Here is a 20,663-nt window from a genome sequence, read left to right as displayed (position 1 = left end):
CAACAGTTTTCGAATTAGGTTCAAAAGGTCTGACGAAGCACAGCCTTTCGGTAATCTCGATGGAACGTTGCGCCAGGCCCCGTCCTCTATCGCAACACCAGCGAATCTGAGGATTTCATCATGATCGACCCAGCAACCGGTATGAAGGCAGGCGAGCGCTACACCATAGACAGTCTCGAACGCACGCGACATTTCCCGGGTTTCTTCCTCGACGGAAAATATTATCTTGGCCCGGAATTGATGACGGCCATAGGTTGGCTGGAAGGAAAGCAGTTTTATTACGATGAACTTGATCCCACGGGTGAGCCGGTGTTTCCCGATCGACTCGCCGGGACTGTCGAGGACCTCACCCTGACTCTCGCGGACGGTGCGCGTTTGCCCTTGAACGAAATGCCGTACAGGGCAGATGTCGACTCCCCTGCCAGTCCAAGCAGTCTTACTCCATCGTCATCACGACATCGACCTGCTCCGGCAAGCGATCAACTCGGAGTCGAGGGCGTCCGGATGTCAGGTAAACATCCATATCCAATACTTCTGGCGGCAGGCGCCGCGCTAGTACTGGGAATACTGCTTGGAGTCAAACAAGCCAATCGCCTTCCTGCCCGAAAACCGAGATAGCCGTCCTTGCTGAATTTTTGGAGAAGTGCTCTTTGAACGGTCGGAGACAGGAATGCATCCAGTGACACCAGACGGTCGCTACTTTGTTGTCAAAGGCCGGCTATGGCGATGTTCCAACCCGTCTTTGGATGAAGATGTGCGCCAGCGTCTTGTCGATGCGCTTATGGCCGCTCGACGAGAGGTCAAGAACGCTAAGAGTGCGCAAGACGGGTCGCAACTCAAGCGCGCTCGGGAAAAGGTACAAATGGCCAAAGTGGCCCTCGGGGAACGGGGGCCTGTCTGGTGGGCTGATGGAAGCGCTGACTTCAACCGGCGGCTGGTCGTCAACTCCCCTTATGCCGAATGGTTCAGCTCGCTCCAAGAGCCTGATTAACTCTCGGCGTAAGGTGCGATTCGGATGATGTTCCAGTGTTGCTCATGATCGACGAACCGAGGCATTGGATGCACCCAATACAACCGCTGGCCCTCTGGCATTTGTACGACGTAGCCAAGTTAACGCTGCGGTGGACAGGGAAAGCGCTTACAAGCCTGGCCAGGCTCCACTGGCGCCGGCAGTGCCACTCTTGCACAGGCGAGCGGTTGGATCTCACTCCAGGAGTAAGTTGAGACAAAGAGGCAAAGGACTGCCGCGACGGCCTCGGCAGTCCTCTGCTTCGGGCAAAACGCATAGCGCGAGCGCAGGCTTGGCATAAGGTGCCCAGCCCTTGACTCAACGCATGCTTAGAGAATTCTCGTCATCAGCGACGTGCAGTCCTTCCGCGAGTTACAACTGACCAGCATCGCGCGCAGCAACGGCAACGGTGGTCGGTGAATCGGAAAGCTTGACGAAGCGCCGAGTTGCACCATCCAGCGCATCGATGCAGCCCGCCTCGATGTCATAGACCCAGCCATGCAAATTCAAGCGTCCTTGCTCAAGCGCAAGCGCCACCGATGGATGGGTGCGCAGGTTCGCCAGTTGTGCGATCACGTTTTCACGAACGAGGCCATCGAGCTTGTCGCGTGGCGTATCGAACTCATGCGCCGCGTTGATCGCTTTCGCGGCGTCAGAGTGCCGAAGCCAGTTGGCAACTGCCGGAAGATGATCCAGACACGTGCAGCGTGAAATCGCGCCCATCGCTCCGCAATCCGAGTGGCCGCAGATCACAATGTCCCGTACCCCGAGCACTGCAACCGCATATTCGACGGTAGCCGAAACACCACCCGGTTCAGGACCATATGACGGCACAATGTTGCCGGCGTTGCGGATCACGAACAGCTCACCCGGCTCACGCTGTGTGAGCAGTTCAGGCACTACACGACTGTCCGAGCATGTGACAAACAACGCCTTTGGGTTTTGCTCTGTCGCGAGCTGCCTGAAAAGCTCGACGCGTTGTGGATACACCTCGCGCTGAAACCGCAGAAAGCCATCAATAATGTCACGCATAAAGTCCTCCAAAGCCTGATTCCGGATGCCGAGACGAGCACTCGATGCCTTCGCGCCTCAGTGGGGCGTCATTATCGCAGACGTTGCAGGCGAGTGCGCGACCTCACACCGCTCAAGCTTCGTTTCAAACCTGTCAGGACCAAAACCCTCTGTGCGCTTCAGCGGCCTCCCCCTCCAACATCGGCCCCAACACGCTGACCTTGCGTTGCCCCTTGGCGAACACTTCGCGGCACGGCAGCGAGAACGTCGGGTTCTCCGGGTGGTCCCCCGTCAAACCCAGCAAGGCATGCTCCGACAAGGCATAGACCACCCGCCCGATCCCCGTCCAATACACGGCGCCGGCGCACATGCAGCAAGGTTCGGCACTGGTGTACAGCGTGCACAGTTCCAACTCCTGCGGCGACAGCAGTTTTGCCGCTGCCGCCGCTGCCACCAACTCAGCGTGCTGCGTCGGATCACCTTCCGGGGGCATCGAGTTGTTCCCCGCTTCGACAATCACCTTGCCGTTGCGGTCGGCCACCAATGCCGCGAACGGATGGCGACCGCGTTGCTTCGATGCCTCGGACAAGGCGATGGTCTGGCGCAGTAGTTTCAGATCAAGCGCGCTGATGCCAGCCGGGATGAGTTCAGTCAATTGATTCATGGGTAACTCCAGGGCAGTGGAAAACAAAAGTCAGTCGGCCAGTTCAGCCGATGTAGCGCCGATGGTTTCGGTCGATTTTTTTTCATCGTTGAGCAGAACGTTGAGGACGATGGCGGTGATCGCTCCGAGGAAAATTCCACTGTCGAGCACCAGTTTCAGGGTCGGGCCGACGTGTTCGAACAGCGCCGGAAAGGACATCGGCAGCACCCCGACACTCACTGACACGGCGACGATAATGCCGTTGCGCGTACCCTCGAATTGCACCCGTGACAGTTCCTGAATCCCCGCCACCGTGGTCATGCCGAACATCACAATCGCGCAGCCACCGAGCACCGGCGTCGGCACCGCGGCGATCAACGCGCCGAGTTTCGGGAACAGGCCCATCAGCACCATGATTGCCCCGGCAGCGGCCACGACGAAGCGGCTTTTCACGTTGGAAAGCGCAATCAAACCGGTGTTCTGGGTGAAGGCGTTGTAAGGAAAGCTGTTGAACAAACCGCCGAGCATGGTCGACAAGCCGTCGGCGCGAAATGCGTTGCCGAGGGTGTGTTGCGTGGTCGGTTTTCCGGTCAATTTGCCGATCGCCAGGCAGTTGCCGGTGGTCTCGGCCATGATGACCAGCATCGCCAGGGTCATGATCAGAATCGGCACCGGCGCGAACTCCGGCGCGCCGAACGCCATCGGCGCACTCAGCTCAAGCCACGCCGCTTCGCTGACCCGATTGAAGTGAGTCATGCCGCAAGCCGCTGCGATCAGGCTGCCGACAAACAGGCCAATCAGCACGCTGAGGTTGCCGATGAAGCCCTTGAATTTGGCGTAGATCACCAGCGTCACACTGACCGTGGCCAAACCGAGCAACAGGTTTGCGGGATTGCCAAAATCGGCCGCATCGGGATTGCCACCGCCCAGCCAGATCGCCGCGGCCGGCATCAGCGAGATGCCGATAATGGTGATCAGGCTGCCAATCACCACCGGCGGAAAAAACCGCAGCAAGCGGCTGAACACCGGTGCCAGCGCAATGGTGAGAAAACCCGCCGCGATCACCGCGCCGAAAATCTGACTGAGGCCAAACTCCTTGCCGATCATGATCATCGGCGCCAGGGCAATGAACGAGCAGCCCTGAATCAGCGGCAGGCGGGCGCCGAACTTCCAGAAACCGAGGGTTTGAATCAGCGTCGCCACACCAGAGGTCAACAGGTTCGCGTTGATCAGCAACACCACCTGTGCCGAGGTCAGCCCCATCGCACTGCCAAGAATCAGCGGCACCGCCACCGCTCCCGCGTACATCACCAGAACATGCTGCAAGCCAAACGTGAACAACTGGCGCAGTGGCAAAACCTCGTCCACCGGATGAATGCGTTGTGTGGTCATTTCACACGCTCCTGAAAGTGCGGCATCTGTTGAGATAGCGGGCATGCTCGGGGCGTTTGAAAGGAGGATCCGCCCCGGAGATCGTTTTGACGCGGGGCCATATTTGAACGTTTATTGCGATGAAACAAATTAGCAACCATCGCTTTTTCCGATGGCACGAATCTGGCATCTGCTAGCCACTCCAAACCGTCATTTCGAACCGGGAGTTCAACGCTTGCGCTTCTCACTCGATCAACTGCAGATGTTCGTCCAAGTGGTCAAAAGCGGATCGTTTTCCGCCGCCGGGCGCAAACTGGGCAAGACCCAATCGACCATCAGCGCAGCGATTGCCAACCTCGAAACCGACCTTGGCGTCGACCTGTTCGATCGCAGCAACCGCAGCCCTGCCCTCACCGCCAGCGGCCACAAATTACTGGTGCAGGCCGAAGCCGTGCTCGAACGCTGCATGACCTTTGAAGCCCACGCCGACTGCCTCTCGGACAACGTAGAACCCAGCCTGACACTGGCCATTGAAACGCCGTACGGCCCGATCATGCCGGTGCTCAAAGCTTTCGAAGCAGCATTCCCCTTCGTCGACTTGATCATCCGTCATCCGGTCCATGGCGACGTCAGCGAACTGGTCAGCAGCGGCGAAGCGGTACTCGGTGTGGCGTTCTCGCAGCCCGGCTACCCCAAGGAGCTGGCGTTCCAGCAACTGGGCAAACTGATCATGCTGCACGTCTGCCATCCTCGGCACCCATTGGCGCAACTTGAAAACGTCACGTTCGAGGACCTGCACGTCCATCGTCGCCTGGCCTTCAGCGCCCACGCGAGCAAACTGCCGAGCAGCGAATACCTGCGTTCGACCCAGTTGTGGCAGGCTGAAAGCTATCTGGCGTTATTGGAAATGGTCCGCGCCGGACTCGGCTGGGCCACCCTGCCCCGCCAACTCATACAGCGTGAACTGGCCAAGGGTGAGCTGGTGGAATTGCTGCTCTCGGCGTACCCGCATACGGACTGGCAGATTGGTGTGGATTTGCTTTGGGCGCGGCAGCGGCCGCTGGGTAAGGCGGAGCGGTGGTTGAAGGAGAAATTGCAGGGCAACAAAGTGTATGAACTGGATCGCAACGGGCAGACCACCACGCTTTGAGGTTTGCGCATGACGCCCAATACCTCGCCGATCGCGCCAGCATCAGTAACTGAAGTCATGCCCCAACTCACGCTGCATCCATTCCAGAAAACGCCTCACCCGGGGAAACCCCGCATGCGCCCTCGGGAAAACCAGGTGGTGCGCGGTAATCGGGGCACTCAGCCCGGGAATGACTTCAACCAACTCGCCGCGCGCCAGGTAGTCCTGCGCCAGCAGCGTGCTTTCCAGTGCAAAACCAAGACCGTGGCTGGCGGCCTCGAGGGTCATGTAGGAGCGGTCAAAGCTCAAGGTATAGGGGCGTTCAGGGCGCGACAGCCCGTGTTGAGCAAACAGTTGCGGCCACTTGATCAGCGTCGCTTCCGACAGGATCAGGTTGCAGTCCAGCAAGTCGGCGACGGCGCGGATGGGGCGTTTTTCCAGAAGCTTGGGTGATGCGAGGACTGCGATTTTTTCGTTGCGCAACGTGCGCACTTCGAAACTTGGCCAGTTCGGCATGCCGTGGCGGATGTCCACGTCGATCTTGTCCCGACTGAAGTGCAGCGATTCATAGGAGCATGAGAGATTGAGCTGAATGTCGGGATGGCTCTCGCGAAACTGTTCCAGGCGCGGCATCAGCCACAACAGGCCGAAGCTGGGTGACGAATGCAATCGCAGGCAGTCTAGGCTGACATCACTGGTCGCACGCTCTGTTGCCACCGCCAGGCTGTGCAGGATGCCGGATATCTCGGACAGGTATTGCTCGCCCACGGGCGTCAACGTCACTCCCCTCGCCGTTCTGAGGAATAGCTGTCGCCCGATCATCGCCTCGAGTTTGGCCAGTTGGTGACTGACTGCCGAGGGCGTCAGGTCCAGCACTTCGGCCGCACGTGCGACGTTGCCAAAGCGCGCAGTTTGCTCAAAGGCCTGAATGGCTTTCAGGGGTGGCAGGATTGGCGGTGCTTCGCCAGATGAACTCATGATGATGGTTATTCCGCTGCAAGTGGCTGAGGCCGGGCGTTCGGCTATTCAAACACCGCAACCGCATGTTGGCGAGTGCTGAATTTTTTTCAGCATCCAGTGAAGTTTGCGTTATTGCTCAGGGTCGTTACGGGAGACAAGCTGAGTCATCGGTTCTGCACGGACCGACTCAATAACAACAATCAGAGGTTTTCTCCCATGCTTCTTCAAGGCAAAGTCGCGATCATCACAGGTGCTGCCTCCGCACGTGGTATCGGCCGCGCGACAGCTACGACCTTCGCTCAACATGGCGCCCGGGTGGTGATTCTGGATCTGGACGCATCCGCTGCCCGCGATGCCGCTGCCTCTTTGGGCGAGGGTCATCTCGGCCTGGCTGCCAACGTCGCCGACGAGTCTCAGGTGCAGCAGGCTGTCGCCACCATCATCGAACACTTCGGCCGGATCGACATACTGGTCAACAATGCCGGCATCACCCAACCCCTCAAAACCCTCGATATCCGCCCCGGTGATTACGACAAGGTGCTGGACGTCAGCCTGCGCGGTACGTTGCTGATGTCCCAGGCGGTGATTCCGCTCATGCGCCAGCAAGCCAGCGGCAGCATCGTGTGCATGTCTTCGGTTTCCGCGCAGCGCGGCGGCGGCATTTTTGGCGGGCCTCATTACAGCGCCGCCAAGGCCGGTGTGCTGGGCCTGGCCAAGGCCATGGCGCGTGAGCTGGGGCCGGACAACGTACGCGTCAACTCCATTGCTCCCGGCCTGATTCACACCGACATTACTGGCGGCCTGATGCAGGACGAGCGCCGCCACGCGATCATCGACGGCATTCCGCTGGGTCGTCTGGGCGAGGCGCAGGATGTGGCCAATGCGGCGCTGTTCCTGGCCAGCGACCTGTCCTCCTATCTGACCGGCATTACCCTGGATGTGAACGGCGGCATGCTGATTCACTGACACACGTGGCGGGCCTCGCGGCCCGTGCGGTTCTGGATCGATGATACGGCCGGGCATTCTTGCCCGGCGGTCAATAAAAACAAGAGATCAGACCATCATGACTACCCTGTCGCTCGAAGCCGTTTCGGCGGTGCGTTCCAACGCCTACCGTAAAACCGCATGGCGCCTGATGCCGTTCCTGATGCTGTGCTACCTGTGCGCCTACCTCGATCGCGTCAACGTCGGCTTTGCCAAACTGCAAATGATGAACGATCTGGCGCTCAGCGAAACAGTCTACGGGCTGGGCGCCGGCATGTTCTTCATCGGCTACTTTCTCTGCGAAGTGCCCAGCAACATCATCCTGCACAAGGTCGGCGCGCGAGTCTGGATTGCGCGCATCATGATCACCTGGGGCATTGTCTCCGCCCTCTTCGCCTTCGTCGAAACCGCCTGGCAGTTCTACGCCCTGCGCTTTCTGCTGGGCATTGCCGAAGCCGGCCTGGCGCCGGGTCTGCTGCTGTACCTCACCTACTGGTTTCCGTCCTACCGGCGTGCGCGCATGACGGTGTTGTGGTTCATCGCCATCCCATTGTCGGGCATGGTCGGCGGCCCGCTCTCCGGCTGGATCATGAACCACTTCGCCGGCATGCACGGCTGGGCCGGCTGGCAATGGATGTTTGTGCTGGAGGCTGTGCCTACGGTGGTTGTCGGACTGTTGGTGCTCAGCTATCTCAAGGATGGCGTGCATCAGGCCAGTTGGCTCAACGACGACGAAAAAGCCCTGATCGCTCGTGAGCTGGCGGAGGACGACCAGCAGAAAGTGACGCATGCGTCCGTGGGCGAATTCATTCGTGACCGTCGCCTCTGGCTGCTCGCGGGGATCTATTTCTGTGTGGTGATGGGGCAGTACGCAATCACCTTCTGGCTGCCGACCCTTGTGCGTAATGCCGGGGTCTCCGATCCGATGAAGATCGGCTTGCTGACCAGCCTGCCGTACCTCTGTGCCATCGCCGCCATGTTGCTGGTCGGACGCAGTGGCGACAAACATCGCGAACGCCGCTGGCACCTGATCGTGCCGATGATCGCCGGGGCCATCGGCCTGACCCTCGCGGCGCTGATGGGAGGCAATGTGATGCTGTCCATTCTCAGTCTGTGCCTGGCGGCTTCAGGCATCCTGTCCGCGACCTCGCTGTTCTGGATGCTCCCGACCACGCTGCTCGGTGGTGTCTCCGCCGCGGCCGGCATCGCCGCCGTCAACAGCTTCGCCAACCTTGCCGGCTTCTGCTCGCCCTACCTGATTGGCTGGATAACCACACTCACCGGCTCCAGCGCTATCGGCATGTATCTGATCACCGGCGTATTGCTGATCGGCGCCTCGCTGGTCCTGCGCATTCCCGCCGCTCTGGTCAATCGTTGATTCACAGGAGAATTCACCATGACTGCCAACCTTTCATTCACAACACCCCAGACGCTGGCCGAGCGCGCCCACAACATTCGCCGCCATGCCTTGCGCATGGGCCAGGTGCAAGGCCAGGGCTACGTCGGTCAGGCCCTCGGTGCCGCCGACCTGCTCGCGGTCGCCTACTTCCATGCGCTGAGTTATCGTCCCGAAGACCCGGCGTGGGAGCCGCGTGATCGTTTCTATCTGTCGATCGGTCACTACGCGATTGCGCTGTACGCGGCGCTGATCGAAGCCGAGATCATTCCGCTGGATGAGCTTGAAACCTACGGCTCGGATGACAGCCGACTGCCGATGTCGGGCATGGCTGCCTACACGCCGGGCATGGAAATCACCGGTGGTTCGCTGGGTCAGGGGCTGGGCATCGCCGTCGGGGCCTGCCTGGGTCTCAAGCGCAAGGGCTCGACATCGTTCGTCTACAACCTGCTGTCGGACGGCGAGCTGAACGAAGGTTCGACCTGGGAAGCCGTGATGTCGGCCTCGCACTGGAAGCTCGACAACCTGATCGCCATCGTCGACGTCAACAATCAGCAAGCAGACGGCCACTCCAGCGAGATCCTGTCGTTCGAACCCATCGTGGATCGCTGGAAAGCGTTCGGATGGTTCACCCAGCGCGTCGACGGCAATGATCTGGACGCACTGGTCGAAGCCTTCGATGCCGCCCGCCACCACCCCGGCGCTCAGCCACGGGTGATCATCTGCGACACCACCATGGGCAAAGGTGTGCCCTTCCTCGAAAACCGCGAAAAGACCCATTTCATTCGCGTCGACGAACACGAATGGGATCTGGCACTGACCACGCTTGAAGAAGGAAAAAACCAATGAGCAACGCCGCCAACACGCCGACCTCGACTGGCGAACCGATCAAGAAGCGCCTGACCACCTCGGCGATGATTGCCTCGATTGCCTCTGAAGGCCAAGCCACCCGCTCAGCACCTTTTGGCCATGCATTGGCTGCACTGGCAGATCAGCGTCCGGACATCGTCGGCCTTTCCGCTGACCTGTCCAAGTACACCGACCTGCACATTTTCGCCAAGGCCCATCCCGAGCGCTTCTATCAGATGGGCATGGCCGAACAGTTGCTCATGAGTGCGGCCGCAGGCATGGCCCGCGAAGGCTTCGTACCGTTCGCCACCACGTATGCGGTGTTCGCCTCGCGCCGCGCCTATGACTTCATCTGCATGGCGATCGCCGAGGAAAACCTAAACGTCAAAATCGTTTGCGGATTACCCGGCCTCACCACCGGCTACGGCCCCAGCCACCAGGCCACCGATGACCTGGCGATCTTCCGGGCGATGCCCAACCTGATGATCGTCGACCCTTGTGACGCACTGGAAATCGAACAGGCCGTGCCCGCCATCGCCGCGCATCAGGGGCCGGTCTACATGCGGCTGCTGCGCGGCAACGTGCCGCTGGTGCTGGATGAGTACGGGTATCAATTCGAGATCGGCAAGGCCAAGACCCTGCGCACCGGCAACGATGTCCTGATCATCTCGACCGGTTTGATGACCATGCGCGCATTGGAGGCCGCCAAGGCGCTGCAGACTGATGGCGTCGATGTCGCCGTGCTACATGTGCCGACGATCAAACCGCTGGATGAACAGACCATTCTCGCCGAGGCCCGCAAGTCTGGCCGGCTGGTGGTTACCGCAGAAAACAGCTCGATTATTGGCGGGCTGGGTGAAGCGGTTGCCGGGGTACTGCTGCGCAACGGAGTGACGCCGACGTTCAGGCAGATCGCGTTGCCCGACGCCTTCCTCGACGCCGGCGCGCTGCCGACACTGCATGATCGCTACGGCATTTCCACCGACGCCGTCTGCGCGCAAATCAAGTCCTGGCTTTGACCGCTGGCTGATAGGGGTGCTTACGGATGAGCGCCCCGATCAGATGGATTCTCCTGGCCGATCCGCCTGGCATCCCGTCGAACTGCCTGCGGCGGAACGCCAAACCCTCGCATGAATACTTCGCGCATGTGGCGACGGTCTCGAAACCCCGTTTCCTTCGCCACGCGATCCAGGCTGTGACGACTTTGCTCGATCATCACGCGAGCGGCCTCCAGACGCAGGCTTTCAACAGCCTTGGCCGGTGACTGGCCTGTCTCGGCAGTAAATACCCGGGTGAATTGTCTGGGACTCAAGTGCACGACGTCGGCAAGTTCCTCCACGCTGAGCGGGCGGTCCAGGTGCGTGCGCGCATACTCCAGCGCGCTTTGAATACGGTCCGACTTTGGAGCAAGCGCAAGCAGTTCCGAATGCTGGGACTGCCCACCCAAACGCCGTTGATGCATGACCAGTTTGTGCGCCACCGACCGGGCCATGTCCGTGCCCAGATCCTTTTCCACCATGCCCAACGCCATGTCCAGCGCGGCAATCAGGTCATCATCGCGGGCCGTCGCCAGGCCCTGCTGGATGAGATTGCTCGGGCCAATCCGGGAATCGACACCGTCCAGCTGGACATCAATGACCCGCAGCAAATCAAGGCCGTCGCCCAGAAAGTCATAGAGGAGGAGATCTGAAGGCGATGGACGACGAGCGCGCTGAGGACCCAATCAGCAGCAACGCGTCGTGCATTGCCGTCCGCCGTAACGGGCTTTTTGCCGCTCCTCGAAAAATTCTTTGTAGGTCATTACCGGCTCGCCTGGATGACTGGCGGTTCGGAGTGCCACATAGTTATCGTAATCAGGCATGCCCACCATCAAGCGTGCCATCTGGCGTACCCAATTGTTGAAGAGATTCAGCTTGAACTTCATTTGCGCGTTTCCTTCTGGACTGGCGTTGCAGATGTGCCGTCCCATTCTGCAAGGCATTTGTATCTGGCATGTGTCTGAGTGCCAGATCGACACCCCTCTATTCTCGTTCGTGGGTAACGTCCACCAAGGGAATGGGCTCAATCGCCCAAGCGCGAACATGACGACGTTCGGGGCTGGGAACTGCGCACGCCATACGCCCCGTAAACGTGCGCGCGAGACGTTCTTCATCGATTCGCCAGCCACGCAGTTCCAGTGCCTGCACGCCTCTGCGAAAGGCAATTTGCAGCGCATCGGATTTCAATGAAACCTCCTGCTGAAACGAGTCCGGCACGCGCTCGGGCCGAACGTTTTTCAGCACCGCGTGATCTTGCTCGAAAATACGGATATTGCTGGCAATGAACCTGCGATCAAGCAGTCGGGAACGCAGGAATGTTCTGCCCATCATCCACCAGGTTCGCGTGCGATTGGCGTCAATCGGGACATGCGCCGAGACGATGTAGATCCGCCATCCATTGGGTAATTCAAGCTCTAGCGTCGTGCACGGACCAGACAAATGAAACCCCGGCACAGTGACCACACTGACAAACTCGGTGGATGATTTTCGCCGTAACATCCCTTTGCGCGCAGGCCTGCGCATGAGCATCTGTGCGCTGCCGCTCCACGCATCGCTTTCGACTTCAAACGATTCAATCTCGGGATGATCCGGATCGCCAAAAGTTGAGCCATGAACAAACGGTGCATGCGCAAAATCGAGGCCGTTTTCAATAATCCGGTCCCAACTGGCCTCCCAGTCAAAATGGCCTGATACCACCCGCACGGCAGGATCGTCGATCCAGTCGAGTGTGGGTAGCGGCGGACGCTCAGGCTCAGGCAGGTCTCCTAGAAATGCCCAGATCCAGCCGTAACGCTCCAGCGTCGGATAGGCGTCGACGCGGGCCTTCGCGGGAATTCGCAGGTCCGGCTGCGCAGGTATATGCGTGCAAACCCCATCCGCCCCAAATCGCCAGCCGTGATAGGGGCATTGCACACTGTTGCCCACCCTTCTGCCGCCCGACAACGATCCGCCGCGATGCACGCAAACATCCGAAAGCACGTGAGCGACGCCAGCGTCATCACGGAACGCAACAAAAGGCTGTCCGAGCAAACGAACCGGCATAAGTCCGTCAGTCAACTGCGACGATGGAAGAACGACGTACCAGAGATTGGTGAGCATGAATGCGTGCGACCTGTCAGGTTGGAAAGATAAAACAGAGACAACGTCCGCCCCTGAGATACAGCAGATTATCCCTTGCCGACTTCAAGAACGGCATATTTCGACTGAGCCCTTTTGTTAGCTTATTCAAACCACAGGACACCGCATGTACCGGTGCCCTGGCGCTGCTCTTCCCTCCCTCCCCCCTGCTGTTAACAGCCCCCATCAGTCCTTTAAGGAGCTAGTTGGATGACAACACAATCTTCGAATACCTACGCCGTGGATTCGCATACGTCTCGACAGTTTTATATCAATGGTGGCTGGTGTTCGCCGGCAACGCCTGGCAGTTTGCCCGTGGTCAATCCGGCGACTGAAAGCGTAGTTGCAGAGGTCGCCAGCGGGTCGGCTGCAGACGTTGATCGGGCCGTCGCTGCGGCGCGTGTGGCGTTTCCTCACTGGTCTGCGACCTCCGCCGAAGCGCGCGCGGGTTTTCTTGGCAAGATTTACGACCTGATCCTTGAGCGAAAAGAGCCGCTTGCGCAGGCGCTCTCTCAGGAAATGGGTGCTGCCATCGGTTTTGCCCGAGCGATGCAAGTGCCTTTGGCGGCCGAACACGTTCGGATTGCCCGTGATCTGCTGTCCACCTATCGCTTCCAGACGGTTGAAGGCGGCACCGCGATTGAACGCGAACCCATCGGTGTCTGCGGTCTCATCACCCCTTGGAACTGGCCGCTTTATCAAATCACCGCCAAGGTGGCTCCAGCGATTGCGGCCGGATGCACGGTGGTGCTGAAGCCCAGCGAACTGTCACCGTTGAGCGCCCTTCTTTTCGCCCAACTGGTGCATGACGCCGGCCTGCCACCGGGTGTCTTCAACCTGGTCAATGGCACGGGCCCCGAGGTCGGCGGCGCCATGGCTGCGCACCCGGATATCGATATGATTTCGATCACCGGATCAAACCGCGCAGGTGCGCTGGTCGCACAGGCGGCCGCTCCTACAGTGAAACGCGTCACCCAGGAACTGGGCGGCAAGTCACCCAACGTGCTGCTGCCCGATGCCGACTTCGCCAACGTCGTGCCACTGGGCGTGATGACGGCGTTTCGCAACGTCGGGCAATCCTGCAGCGCCCCGACCAGAATGATCGTACCCAGGGACCGGCTCGCGGAAGTCGAGGCGCTGGCCGCTGCAACCGCCAACGCGATCATCGTGGGGGATCCACAATCTGAAGAAACGGTACTCGGTCCGATAGCCAATGAGGCTCAGTTCAAGCGCGTGCAAGCCATGATCGAATCGGGCCTGAATGAAGGGGCCAAACTCGTCTGCGGCGGACCAGGCCGCGTGCCTGGTCATGAAACGGGCTTCTATGCCCGACCGACTGTCTTTTCCGAGGTTGATTCGAGCATGCGCATTGCCCAGGAGGAAATCTTCGGGCCAGTGCTGTGCATCATTGCCTATGAAACGCTCGATGAGGCTGTCGCGATCGCCAACGACACGGTGTATGGACTGAGCGCTCACGTTCAATCCCGCGACCTTGATCAGGCACGCGCCGTTGCCTCACGCATCCGCGCAGGACAAGTACTGCTCAACCACCCGGCCTGGAATCCCATGGCCCCGTTCGGTGGCTACAAACGATCGGGCAACGGTCGTGAATTTGGTGTCTACGGCTTTGAGGAATATCTTGAAACCAAAGCCATCGTGGGCTTTGGTGGCTAGCACACAATGGGGGACAGTCAGCTGTCCCCTGTTGGTTCGCACCTGATGGATGTAGGGAACTTCAGTGCCGCAACAACTTGCGCAACGGCACACCGTCCTTGAGCACCGGGGACTTGATAACGATGTAGCTGAAGTACTTGGAAATGCCGATGTTTTTATCCAGCAGGCTTTCAATCACTTCCTGATAGTGCTGAATACTGCGCGTCATGAAGCGCACCAGATAATCGTAGCCACCACTGATCAAATGGCACTCGAGCACCTCATCCACCAGCCGAATGTTCGACTCGAACTTGGCGAAGTCTTCGCGCTTGTGGTCACTCAGGGTGATTTCGGTGAAGACCGTTACCGATTCGGTGATCTTCGCCAGGTTCAGGTGTGCCTTGTAGCTGGAAATGTACCCGGCCGATTCCAGCCGTTTGACCCGTTGCAGACAGGGGCTGGCCGACAATCCCACGGCATCGGCCAGGCTGACATTGGTCATGCGCCCGTCCCTCTGCAACTCAACCAGGATACTGATGTCGATGCGGTCCAGTTTGACTAAACCTTCCATTGCGAACCTCTTGACTGCCATTTGTAGGACAATCTACTAGCAAAATCAGCGCCGTAAACACTGCTGATGCTGTGCGACCAGATCAGCCATGCTGTTGATGCAATAATCCGCAGCACACGGGGTCGGCTGTTGGCCCCGTTCGCGCCCGATCAGACACACATCGGTCAGCGCCACGCCGCGCGCAGCGGGTCGGGTCACCCGCAGAATGTGCTCCGGCTTCAGCTCGTTGGCATTCAACCAGTCCTCGTCCCGCAGCGGATCGCTGGCCAGCGAAATAAAGTCATCGGCCACAATCCCCAGATGCTCGCACAACACGGCGCGATCCTCGGCATCCCGGTCGCCCACCACCAACAGGCGATAAAACTTGCGCAAGTACAGCATCGCTCCCGGCGCGTCTTCGAACAATGACCAGTTGGCAGCAGAGCGCGCGAAACTCATGCCCTCCTCCCAACTGGCTTTCAGGCTCCAGCGCTCGGCCAATTGGCGATGGGCAAAACACAGCAATCCACTGAAGCCCAGTTCGGCAAAGCGCGGATAGAGCCCCTGCACCACCTCGCGAAATTCGCCCAGCACCTGTTCCTTGTCCGGGCGCCCGCCCCGGCTGTCGAGCAACGGCTGCAGCGCTGTCCAGACACCCGAATCACGGTCAACCAGGACTTCGTCGCAATCGATGAGCAGTGCTCGATAATCAGTCAGCCCCATGGTGTACACCGCCTCCGATGATGCGTTTCATCAATCCGTGCGCCAAAAAGGTTCAGCGACGCTGGCCAGCGACCGCGCCGCTGAACCCGGCGGACATCAGTTCAATACCCGTGCCAATGCAGCCTGCAGAATCTGCAACGCTTCATCGATCTGCGCTTCGGTCGTCACCAGTGGCGCGAGGAAGCGCAGGACGTTGCGATAAACGCCGCACTTGATCACCAGCAAGCCACCTTTGCGCGCTTCATCAATCACACGCTGGTTCAGATCAGCGTCCGGGGAGCGCGCTTCATCGTTCTTGATCAGCTCGATGGCCAGCATGAAACCGGTGCCACGTACGTCACCGATTTGCGGGTGACGGCGCTGCAACTGCAGCAAACCTTCACGCAAGCGCTTGCCCAATGCATCGCCACGTTCGAGCAGTTTCTCTTCTTCGTAAGCGTCGATCACCGCCAGGGCCGCGGCGCAGGAAAGTGCATTGCCGCCGTAGGTGCCGCCGAGGCCTCCGGGCAGTGGCGAATCCATGATTTCAGCTCTGCCGACCACGCCCGATAACGGTAGCCCCCCGGCCAGACTCTTGGCGACGGTGACCAGGTCAGGCTGGATGCCGGCGTGCTGGAAACCGAACCACTTGCCGGTGCGGCCGAATCCGGTCTGGATTTCATCGAGGATCAGCACGATGCCGTGCTTGTGGGTCAACTCGCGCAATGCCTGAAGAAACTGTGCCGGCGCCGCAAGGAAACCACCGTCGCCCTGCACAGGCTCAATGATGATCGCCGCAACCCGCTCAGGCGCAACCTGAGTGGCGAGCAACTCGTCCAGCGCCTTGAGCGCCATTTCGCTAGTAACGCCGCGATAGGCATTTGGATAGGGCGTATGAAACACCTCCGGCGCGAATGGCCCGAAGTTCTGTTTGTAGGGCTGGCTCATGCCGGTCAGCGTGGTGCCGAGCAAGGTGCGTCCATGGAAACCGCCGCGGAAGGAGATCACCGCAGAGCGGTTGGTGTGAGCGCGGGCGATTTTGACCGCGTTCTCCACGGCTTCGGCACCGGAGGTGAAGAACGCCGCTTTGTAGTGTTCCTCGCCGCCTATCATTTCGCACAAACGCTGGGCCAGATCCAGATACGGCTTGTAGGCCACCACCTGAAAACAGGCGTGCGAAACTTTTTGCAATTGGGCCTGCACCGCTGCAACCACTTTTGGATGGTTATGGCCAATGTTCAGCACGCCGATGCCGCCGACGAAATCCAGGTAACGCTGACCGTCCACGTCCCACAATTCAGCCCCTTGGGCGCGATCAATCACCAGTGGATGAGCGGTGACCAGTCCGCGTGGCACGAACTGATCACGCTGACGGAGTAAATGAGGCGTTTGGTCGACTTGGCTGTTCATGGCATTTCCCTTCGTAAGTCCGGCAGCCCGGAGTGAATGCAGGAGGTGGTTACACAGGGTCTTAAGATTAAGACTTGTGCGGAACGAACTACGCCGAACTTGGCCCCTGAGAAATCCGGATCGACTGTTTTCACCCTGCCAAACGGCAGATTCCTTCAGGCCGCCGAATCTGCCGGGCGCGTGCGTATATGACGTGGCGCGCAGTGTTCGCAGCGCTGCTTTCGACAGATCCTGCTCTGGCGTTGGGCGATGATGGGAGCACCTTCAACCTCCTCAGGAATTGACCATGGCCCTGCTCTACAAAGCTGACCCCGTGCGCGGCGAACGGTGGAAAGCACTGTTCGCCGAACATGCCCCGGACATCGAATGGCGCGCCTGGCCGGACATCGGCGATCCCGCAGACATCAAATACCTGGCGGCGTGGCAGGCGCCAGAAGATCTGCAGACGGTGCTGCCGAATCTGCAGGTGTTATTCGCGTTGTCGGCCGGCGTCGATCAACTGGACCTGAGCCGTATCCCGCCAAGTCTTCCGGTGGTGCGCCTGCTCGATCCCGGGATCACCCAAGGCATGTGCGAGTACGCCAGTTTTGCCGTGCTCGCTTTGCACCGGGACATGTTGCGCTATCGCCAGCAGCAGATCGCGCGGTGTTGGCAGGCGCACCTGCTGCAGCCGGCGCATCAGCGTCGGGTGGGGGTGATGGGCCTCGGTACTCAGGCGCAGCAGATTCTCGCCACCTTGCAGCCACTAGGCTTTGCCCTCAAGGGCTGGGCGCGCAGTGCGCATCGGATTGCCGGCGTCGAGTGCTTTGCCGGTCGCGAGCAACTGCCGGCGTTTCTGAGCCAGTGCGACATTTTGATTTGCGTATTGCCGCTGACCGAGCAGACCCGTGGCATTCTCAATCGTGAGTTGTTTCGGCAATTACCGCGTGGCGCGGCCCTGATCAACATGGGGCGCGGTGGGCATCTGGTGGAAGAAGACTTGCTCCAGGCGCTGGACAGCGGGCAACTGAGCGGCGCGGTGCTGGATGTGGTGCAGAACGAACCGGCGCCGGCGGATCATCCCTTCTGGGGCCATCCGCAGATTCTGCTGACGCCGCATATCGCGGCGATGACCCAGCCGGAAAGCGCATTTGCTGTCCTGCTGGAAAACATCCGCCGCTTCGAGCGCGGCGAGTCCATGAGCGGTCAGATCGACCGCAGCAAAGGTTACTGATTCAGACCCTCTGCACGAGCGAGCAGGCTCACTCGTGCAGAGGATGACGATGCTTCAGAGGAACTCGGCGATGGCCCTGCCGACATCCTGGGTCGAGCCCTTCCCGCCCAGGTCCGGGGTGATCGGGCCCTCGGCGATCACCCGCTCGATCGCCTGCAGGATCCCGTCGTGTGCTGCGCGATAACGCTCGTCACCGTTGCCCAGGAAATCGAGCATCAGCGCCCCGGACCAAATCATCGCAATCGGGTTGGCGATGTTCTGCCCATAGATGTCCGGCGCCGAACCATGCACCGGCTCGAACAGCGACGGAAAACGTCGCTGCGGATCAAGGTTGGCCGACGGCGCAATGCCGATGGTTCCGGCACACGCCGGCCCGAGGTCGGAGAGGATGTCGCCGAACAGGTTCGACGCCACCACCACATCGAACCGATCCGGTTGCAGAACGAAGCGCGCGCACAAGATATCGATGTGCTGCTTGTCCCACGTCACCTGCGGGTACTGCGCAGCCATCAGCGCGGTGCGCTCGTCCCAATAAGGCATGCTGATCGAAATGCCGTTGGACTTGGTCGCTGCGGTCAGGCGCTTGCGTGGCCGGGTCTGGGCCAGGTCGAAGGCGAACTTGAGAATCCGGTCGACACCCCGGCGGGTGAACACCGATTCCTGCAGCACGAACTCATGCTCGGTGCCTTCGAACATCTTGCCGCCGACCGATGAATATTCACCTTCGGTGTTCTCGCGAATCACCACGAAATCGATGTCCCCCGGTTCGCGCCCGGCCAACGGGCATGGCACCCCGGGGAACAAGCGCACCGGGCGGATATTCACGTACTGGTCGAAGTCGCGACGGAATTTCAGCAGCGACCCCCACAGGGAAATATGGTCCGGCACTTTCTCCGGCCAGCCCACGGCGCCGAAGTAAATCGCGTCGAAGCCCTTGAGCTGTTCGAACCAGTCCTCGGGCATCATCTGCCCGTGTTCCAGGTAGTAATCGCAATGCGCCCAGTCGAGCACTTCAATGCTCAAGTCCAGCTGCCATTTTTTCGCGGCCTGCTCCAGCACCCGCAGCCCCTCGGGCAGCACTTCCTTGCCAATCCCGTCGCCGGCAATCGCGGCGATCTTGAAGACCTTGCTCATCAGTTGTGGCTCCCCGTTGTTGTGAAGTTACAAGCCGCCGATGTGGAAGGCTTTGACTTCAAGGTATTCGTCAAGACCGTATTTGCTGCCTTCACGGCCCAGCCCCGATTGCTTGATGCCGCCGAACGGCGCGACTTCCATGGAGATGATTCCGGTGTTGAGGCCGACCATGCCGAATTCCAGCGCTTCGCCGAAACGCCATGAGCGACGCAAATCTTGAGTGAAGTAATACGCGCCGAGGCCAAACGGCGTGGCGTTGGCCAGCGCCAAGGCTTCGGCTTCGTCGGTGAACCGCATCAGCGGCGCGACCGGGCCGAAGGTTTCTTCGTTGGCCAGGAGCATGCCGGCGTGGGCATCGCCAAGCACCGTCGGTTGCACAAATTGACTGTCACCCTCGGGAACGCCGCCGCAAAGCAGCTGCGCGCCCTGACTCAAGGCATCATCGATGTGGCGGGCCACCTTGCTCACGGCCGCCTTGTTGATCAGCGGGCCGATGGTCACGTTGTCTTGCAGGCCATTGCCGACCTTGAGCTTGCCGACTTCCTCGACCAGACGCTGGGCAAAACGCGGGTAAATGCCGTTCTGTACCAGAATCCGGTTGGCGCAGACGCAGGTCTGCCCGGCGTTGCGAAACTTGCTCAGCATGATCCCGGTAATCGCCTGCTCAAGATCAGCGTCGTCAAACACAATGAACGGTGCGTTGCCGCCGAGCTCCAGGCTCAATCGCTTGATGTGTTCGGCACTCTGGCGCATCAGCAAACGACCCACCGCTGTGGAACCGGTGAAAGAAATCTTGCGCACCGTCGGGTTGCCGGTCAGCTCTTCGCCAATCCCGGCGGGCATACCGGTCAGCACATTGAACACCCCGGCCGGAATGCCGACGCGCTCAGCCAACACCGCCAACGCCAGCGCTGACAGCGGCGTCAGATCCGACGGTTTGACGATGATCGGGCACCCCGCCGCCAGGGCCGGTGCACACTTGCGGGTAATCATTGCGTTGGGGAAGTTCCAGGGCGTGATCGCCGCGCAGACCCCCACCGGTTGCTTGAGGGTCAACAGTCGGCGGTCGCCGCTGGGCGCCGGCATGGTTTCGCCGTAAATCCGCCGAGCCTCTTCGGCAAACCATTTGACGAAACCCGCGCCGTAGCGGATTTCACCTTCGGCTTCGTTCAGCGGCTTGCCTTGTTCGCAGGTCATGATCAGCGCCAGATCGTCGAGGTTGTCGATCATCGCCTGATACCAACGTTCCAGCAGCGCCGCACGTTCGGCGGCCGGTCGTGCCCGCCAGGCGGGCCAGGCCCGCTCGGCGGCATCGATGGCGCGTCGGGTTTCCACACCTTGCATGGCGGGCACGCGGCCGATCAATTCGCCGCTGGCCGGGTCGACGACATCCAGGGTCGCGCGGTCATCGGCGCCGATCCACTGGCCGTTCACATAAGCGAGTTCTGCGAGAAGACCGGGGTCTTTCAAACGATTCTTGAGCATGGTCGAGTC

The 20,663-nt window shown here is 60.1% G+C and carries 20 protein-coding genes and 2 pseudogenes; 10 read left to right on the top strand and 12 right to left on the bottom strand.

Annotated features, from left to right (window positions below; translation table 11 throughout):
- Positions 1 to 120 precede the first annotated feature (120 nt).
- Entirely contained in the window at positions 121 to 618 is a 498-nt protein-coding gene (locus tag CAF74_RS05975; protein WP_085745659.1) for a short chain dehydrogenase, read from the top strand.
- Between the two features lie 52 nt (positions 619 to 670).
- Positions 671 to 991, top strand: coding sequence for a hypothetical protein (locus CAF74_RS29365; protein WP_085745658.1), 321 nt, complete (start codon positions 671 to 673; stop codon positions 989 to 991).
- Positions 992 to 1,381: 390 nt separating this feature from the next.
- On the opposite strand, the gene CAF74_RS05965 is transcribed toward CAF74_RS29365, so the two are convergent.
- The 3 genes from CAF74_RS05965 to CAF74_RS05955 form a co-directional block, all read right to left on the bottom strand.
- The gene (locus tag CAF74_RS05965) at positions 1,382 to 2,041 is read right to left on the bottom strand and encodes a carbonic anhydrase (protein WP_085745657.1); all 660 of its coding nucleotides are present in this window, start codon (positions 2,039 to 2,041) and stop codon (positions 1,382 to 1,384) included.
- A 133-nt stretch (positions 2,042 to 2,174) separates the two neighbouring features.
- A complete protein-coding gene (locus tag CAF74_RS05960; RefSeq protein ID WP_085745656.1) occupies positions 2,175 to 2,684 on the bottom strand; it encodes a nucleoside deaminase in 510 nt (169 codons plus the stop codon).
- Positions 2,685 to 2,714: 30 nt separating this feature from the next.
- Positions 2,715 to 4,055 (bottom strand): nucleobase:cation symporter-2 family protein, encoded by a 1,341-nt coding sequence (locus tag CAF74_RS05955; protein ID WP_085745655.1) that lies wholly within the window; start codon positions 4,053 to 4,055, stop codon positions 2,715 to 2,717.
- A gap of 214 nt (positions 4,056 to 4,269) precedes the next feature.
- Between CAF74_RS05955 and CAF74_RS05950 the strand changes: the two genes are divergently transcribed.
- Positions 4,270 to 5,184 (top strand): LysR family transcriptional regulator, encoded by a 915-nt coding sequence (locus CAF74_RS05950; RefSeq protein ID WP_085745654.1) that lies wholly within the window; start codon positions 4,270 to 4,272, stop codon positions 5,182 to 5,184.
- A 42-nt stretch (positions 5,185 to 5,226) separates the two neighbouring features.
- On the opposite strand, the gene CAF74_RS05945 is transcribed toward CAF74_RS05950, so the two are convergent.
- The gene (locus CAF74_RS05945) at positions 5,227 to 6,141 is read right to left on the bottom strand and encodes a LysR substrate-binding domain-containing protein (RefSeq protein ID WP_085745653.1); all 915 of its coding nucleotides are present in this window, start codon (positions 6,139 to 6,141) and stop codon (positions 5,227 to 5,229) included.
- Between the two features lie 198 nt (positions 6,142 to 6,339).
- Between CAF74_RS05945 and CAF74_RS05940 the strand changes: the two genes are divergently transcribed.
- From CAF74_RS05940 to CAF74_RS05925, 4 genes are all read left to right on the top strand, one after another.
- The gene (locus tag CAF74_RS05940; RefSeq protein ID WP_085745652.1) at positions 6,340 to 7,089 is read left to right on the top strand and encodes an SDR family NAD(P)-dependent oxidoreductase; all 750 of its coding nucleotides are present in this window, start codon (positions 6,340 to 6,342) and stop codon (positions 7,087 to 7,089) included.
- Between the two features lie 97 nt (positions 7,090 to 7,186).
- Positions 7,187 to 8,485 carry an MFS transporter gene (locus tag CAF74_RS05935; protein ID WP_064596576.1) on the top strand — a complete coding sequence of 433 codons (1,299 nt, stop codon included), beginning with the start codon at positions 7,187 to 7,189 and terminating at the stop codon, positions 8,483 to 8,485.
- An 18-nt stretch (positions 8,486 to 8,503) separates the two neighbouring features.
- Positions 8,504 to 9,352 (top strand): transketolase, encoded by an 849-nt coding sequence (locus tag CAF74_RS05930; protein ID WP_085646564.1) that lies wholly within the window; start codon positions 8,504 to 8,506, stop codon positions 9,350 to 9,352.
- Positions 9,349 to 10,371, top strand: coding sequence for a transketolase family protein (locus tag CAF74_RS05925; RefSeq protein ID WP_085745651.1), 1,023 nt, complete (start codon positions 9,349 to 9,351; stop codon positions 10,369 to 10,371). Before CAF74_RS05930 ends, CAF74_RS05925 begins: the two co-directional genes overlap by 4 nt.
- 20 nt (positions 10,372 to 10,391) lie before the next feature.
- Here CAF74_RS05925 and CAF74_RS05920 read toward each other — a convergent pair.
- Positions 10,392 to 10,901 (bottom strand): annotated as a pseudogene (locus CAF74_RS05920) (GlxA family transcriptional regulator); the annotation flags it as partial.
- Here CAF74_RS05920 and CAF74_RS29585 point away from each other — a divergent pair.
- A pseudogene (locus tag CAF74_RS29585) lies at positions 10,872 to 11,027 on the top strand (short-chain dehydrogenase); the annotation flags it as partial. The pseudogenes CAF74_RS05920 and CAF74_RS29585 sit on opposite strands and share 30 nt — an antisense overlap.
- Positions 11,028 to 11,075: 48 nt before the next feature.
- Here CAF74_RS29585 and CAF74_RS05915 read toward each other — a convergent pair.
- Positions 11,076 to 11,276, bottom strand: a complete 201-nt coding sequence (locus CAF74_RS05915; protein WP_085745650.1) for a YbdD/YjiX family protein — start codon at positions 11,274 to 11,276, stop codon at positions 11,076 to 11,078.
- A gap of 97 nt (positions 11,277 to 11,373) precedes the next feature.
- Positions 11,374 to 12,489: an aromatic ring-hydroxylating dioxygenase subunit alpha gene (locus tag CAF74_RS05910; RefSeq protein WP_085745649.1), complete on the bottom strand. Its 1,116-nt coding sequence runs from the start codon at positions 12,487 to 12,489 to the stop codon at positions 11,374 to 11,376.
- 228 nt (positions 12,490 to 12,717) lie between these two features.
- Here CAF74_RS05910 and CAF74_RS05905 point away from each other — a divergent pair, with 228 nt between their 5' ends.
- Positions 12,718 to 14,181 carry an aldehyde dehydrogenase family protein gene (locus CAF74_RS05905; protein ID WP_085745648.1) on the top strand — a complete coding sequence of 488 codons (1,464 nt, stop codon included), beginning with the start codon at positions 12,718 to 12,720 and terminating at the stop codon, positions 14,179 to 14,181.
- A gap of 61 nt (positions 14,182 to 14,242) precedes the next feature.
- Here CAF74_RS05905 and CAF74_RS05900 read toward each other — a convergent pair whose 3' ends face one another.
- From CAF74_RS05900 to gabT, 3 genes are all read right to left on the bottom strand, one after another.
- Positions 14,243 to 14,731 (bottom strand): Lrp/AsnC family transcriptional regulator, encoded by a 489-nt coding sequence (locus CAF74_RS05900; protein WP_039768527.1) that lies wholly within the window; start codon positions 14,729 to 14,731, stop codon positions 14,243 to 14,245.
- A 45-nt stretch (positions 14,732 to 14,776) separates the two neighbouring features.
- Positions 14,777 to 15,433, bottom strand: coding sequence for a 2-haloalkanoic acid dehalogenase (locus tag CAF74_RS05895; RefSeq protein WP_085745647.1), 657 nt, complete (start codon positions 15,431 to 15,433; stop codon positions 14,777 to 14,779).
- A gap of 96 nt (positions 15,434 to 15,529) precedes the next feature.
- Entirely contained in the window at positions 15,530 to 16,822 is a 1,293-nt protein-coding gene (gabT, locus tag CAF74_RS05890) for a 4-aminobutyrate--2-oxoglutarate transaminase (protein ID WP_085745646.1), read from the bottom strand.
- Between the two features lie 286 nt (positions 16,823 to 17,108).
- Between gabT and CAF74_RS05885 the strand changes: the two genes are divergently transcribed.
- Positions 17,109 to 18,035 (top strand): glyoxylate/hydroxypyruvate reductase A, encoded by a 927-nt coding sequence (locus tag CAF74_RS05885; protein ID WP_085745645.1) that lies wholly within the window; start codon positions 17,109 to 17,111, stop codon positions 18,033 to 18,035.
- Positions 18,036 to 18,089: 54 nt separating this feature from the next.
- Here CAF74_RS05885 and CAF74_RS05880 read toward each other — a convergent pair whose 3' ends face one another.
- Positions 18,090 to 19,169 (bottom strand): tartrate dehydrogenase, encoded by a 1,080-nt coding sequence (locus tag CAF74_RS05880; protein WP_085745644.1) that lies wholly within the window; start codon positions 19,167 to 19,169, stop codon positions 18,090 to 18,092.
- Between the two features lie 27 nt (positions 19,170 to 19,196).
- The gene (locus CAF74_RS05875; RefSeq protein ID WP_085745643.1) at positions 19,197 to 20,654 is read right to left on the bottom strand and encodes an NAD-dependent succinate-semialdehyde dehydrogenase; all 1,458 of its coding nucleotides are present in this window, start codon (positions 20,652 to 20,654) and stop codon (positions 19,197 to 19,199) included.
- Between the last annotated feature and the right edge of the window lie 9 nt (positions 20,655 to 20,663).

Source organism: Pseudomonas sp. R45(2017), assembly GCF_002112305.1.
In the GTDB taxonomy this organism is placed as follows: Bacteria; Pseudomonadota; Gammaproteobacteria; order Pseudomonadales; family Pseudomonadaceae; genus Aquipseudomonas; species Aquipseudomonas paraglycinae.
Note: the sequence above shows the minus strand (reverse complement) of the source record. Positions and strands in the feature narration are given on the sequence as shown.

Bases quoted from the DNA above. Each gene is read 5' to 3' on its own strand.
- CAF74_RS05975 (WP_085745659.1), top strand. From the start codon at position 121: ATGATCGACCCAGCAACCGGTATGAAGGCAGGCGAGCGCTACACCATA.
- CAF74_RS29365 (WP_085745658.1), top strand. From the start codon at position 671: ATGCATCCAGTGACACCAGACGGTCGCTACTTTGTTGTCAAAGGCCGG.
- CAF74_RS05965 (WP_085745657.1), bottom strand. From the start codon at position 2,041: ATGCGTGACATTATTGATGGCTTTCTGCGGTTTCAGCGCGAGGTGTAT.
- CAF74_RS05960 (WP_085745656.1), bottom strand. From the start codon at position 2,684: ATGAATCAATTGACTGAACTCATCCCGGCTGGCATCAGCGCGCTTGAT.
- CAF74_RS05955 (WP_085745655.1), bottom strand. From the start codon at position 4,055: ATGACCACACAACGCATTCATCCGGTGGACGAGGTTTTGCCACTGCGC.
- CAF74_RS05945 (WP_085745653.1), bottom strand. From the start codon at position 6,141: ATGAGTTCATCTGGCGAAGCACCGCCAATCCTGCCACCCCTGAAAGCC.
- CAF74_RS05940 (WP_085745652.1), top strand. From the start codon at position 6,340: ATGCTTCTTCAAGGCAAAGTCGCGATCATCACAGGTGCTGCCTCCGCA.
- CAF74_RS05935 (WP_064596576.1), top strand. From the start codon at position 7,187: ATGACTACCCTGTCGCTCGAAGCCGTTTCGGCGGTGCGTTCCAACGCC.
- CAF74_RS05930 (WP_085646564.1), top strand. From the start codon at position 8,504: ATGACTGCCAACCTTTCATTCACAACACCCCAGACGCTGGCCGAGCGC.
- CAF74_RS05925 (WP_085745651.1), top strand. From the start codon at position 9,349: ATGAGCAACGCCGCCAACACGCCGACCTCGACTGGCGAACCGATCAAG.
- CAF74_RS05915 (WP_085745650.1), bottom strand. From the start codon at position 11,276: ATGAAGTTCAAGCTGAATCTCTTCAACAATTGGGTACGCCAGATGGCA.
- CAF74_RS05910 (WP_085745649.1), bottom strand. From the start codon at position 12,489: ATGCTCACCAATCTCTGGTACGTCGTTCTTCCATCGTCGCAGTTGACT.
- CAF74_RS05905 (WP_085745648.1), top strand. From the start codon at position 12,718: ATGACAACACAATCTTCGAATACCTACGCCGTGGATTCGCATACGTCT.
- CAF74_RS05900 (WP_039768527.1), bottom strand. From the start codon at position 14,731: ATGGAAGGTTTAGTCAAACTGGACCGCATCGACATCAGTATCCTGGTT.
- CAF74_RS05895 (WP_085745647.1), bottom strand. From the start codon at position 15,433: ATGGGGCTGACTGATTATCGAGCACTGCTCATCGATTGCGACGAAGTC.
- gabT (WP_085745646.1), bottom strand. From the start codon at position 16,822: ATGAACAGCCAAGTCGACCAAACGCCTCATTTACTCCGTCAGCGTGAT.
- CAF74_RS05885 (WP_085745645.1), top strand. From the start codon at position 17,109: ATGGCCCTGCTCTACAAAGCTGACCCCGTGCGCGGCGAACGGTGGAAA.
- CAF74_RS05880 (WP_085745644.1), bottom strand. From the start codon at position 19,169: ATGAGCAAGGTCTTCAAGATCGCCGCGATTGCCGGCGACGGGATTGGC.
- CAF74_RS05875 (WP_085745643.1), bottom strand. From the start codon at position 20,654: ATGCTCAAGAATCGTTTGAAAGACCCCGGTCTTCTCGCAGAACTCGCT.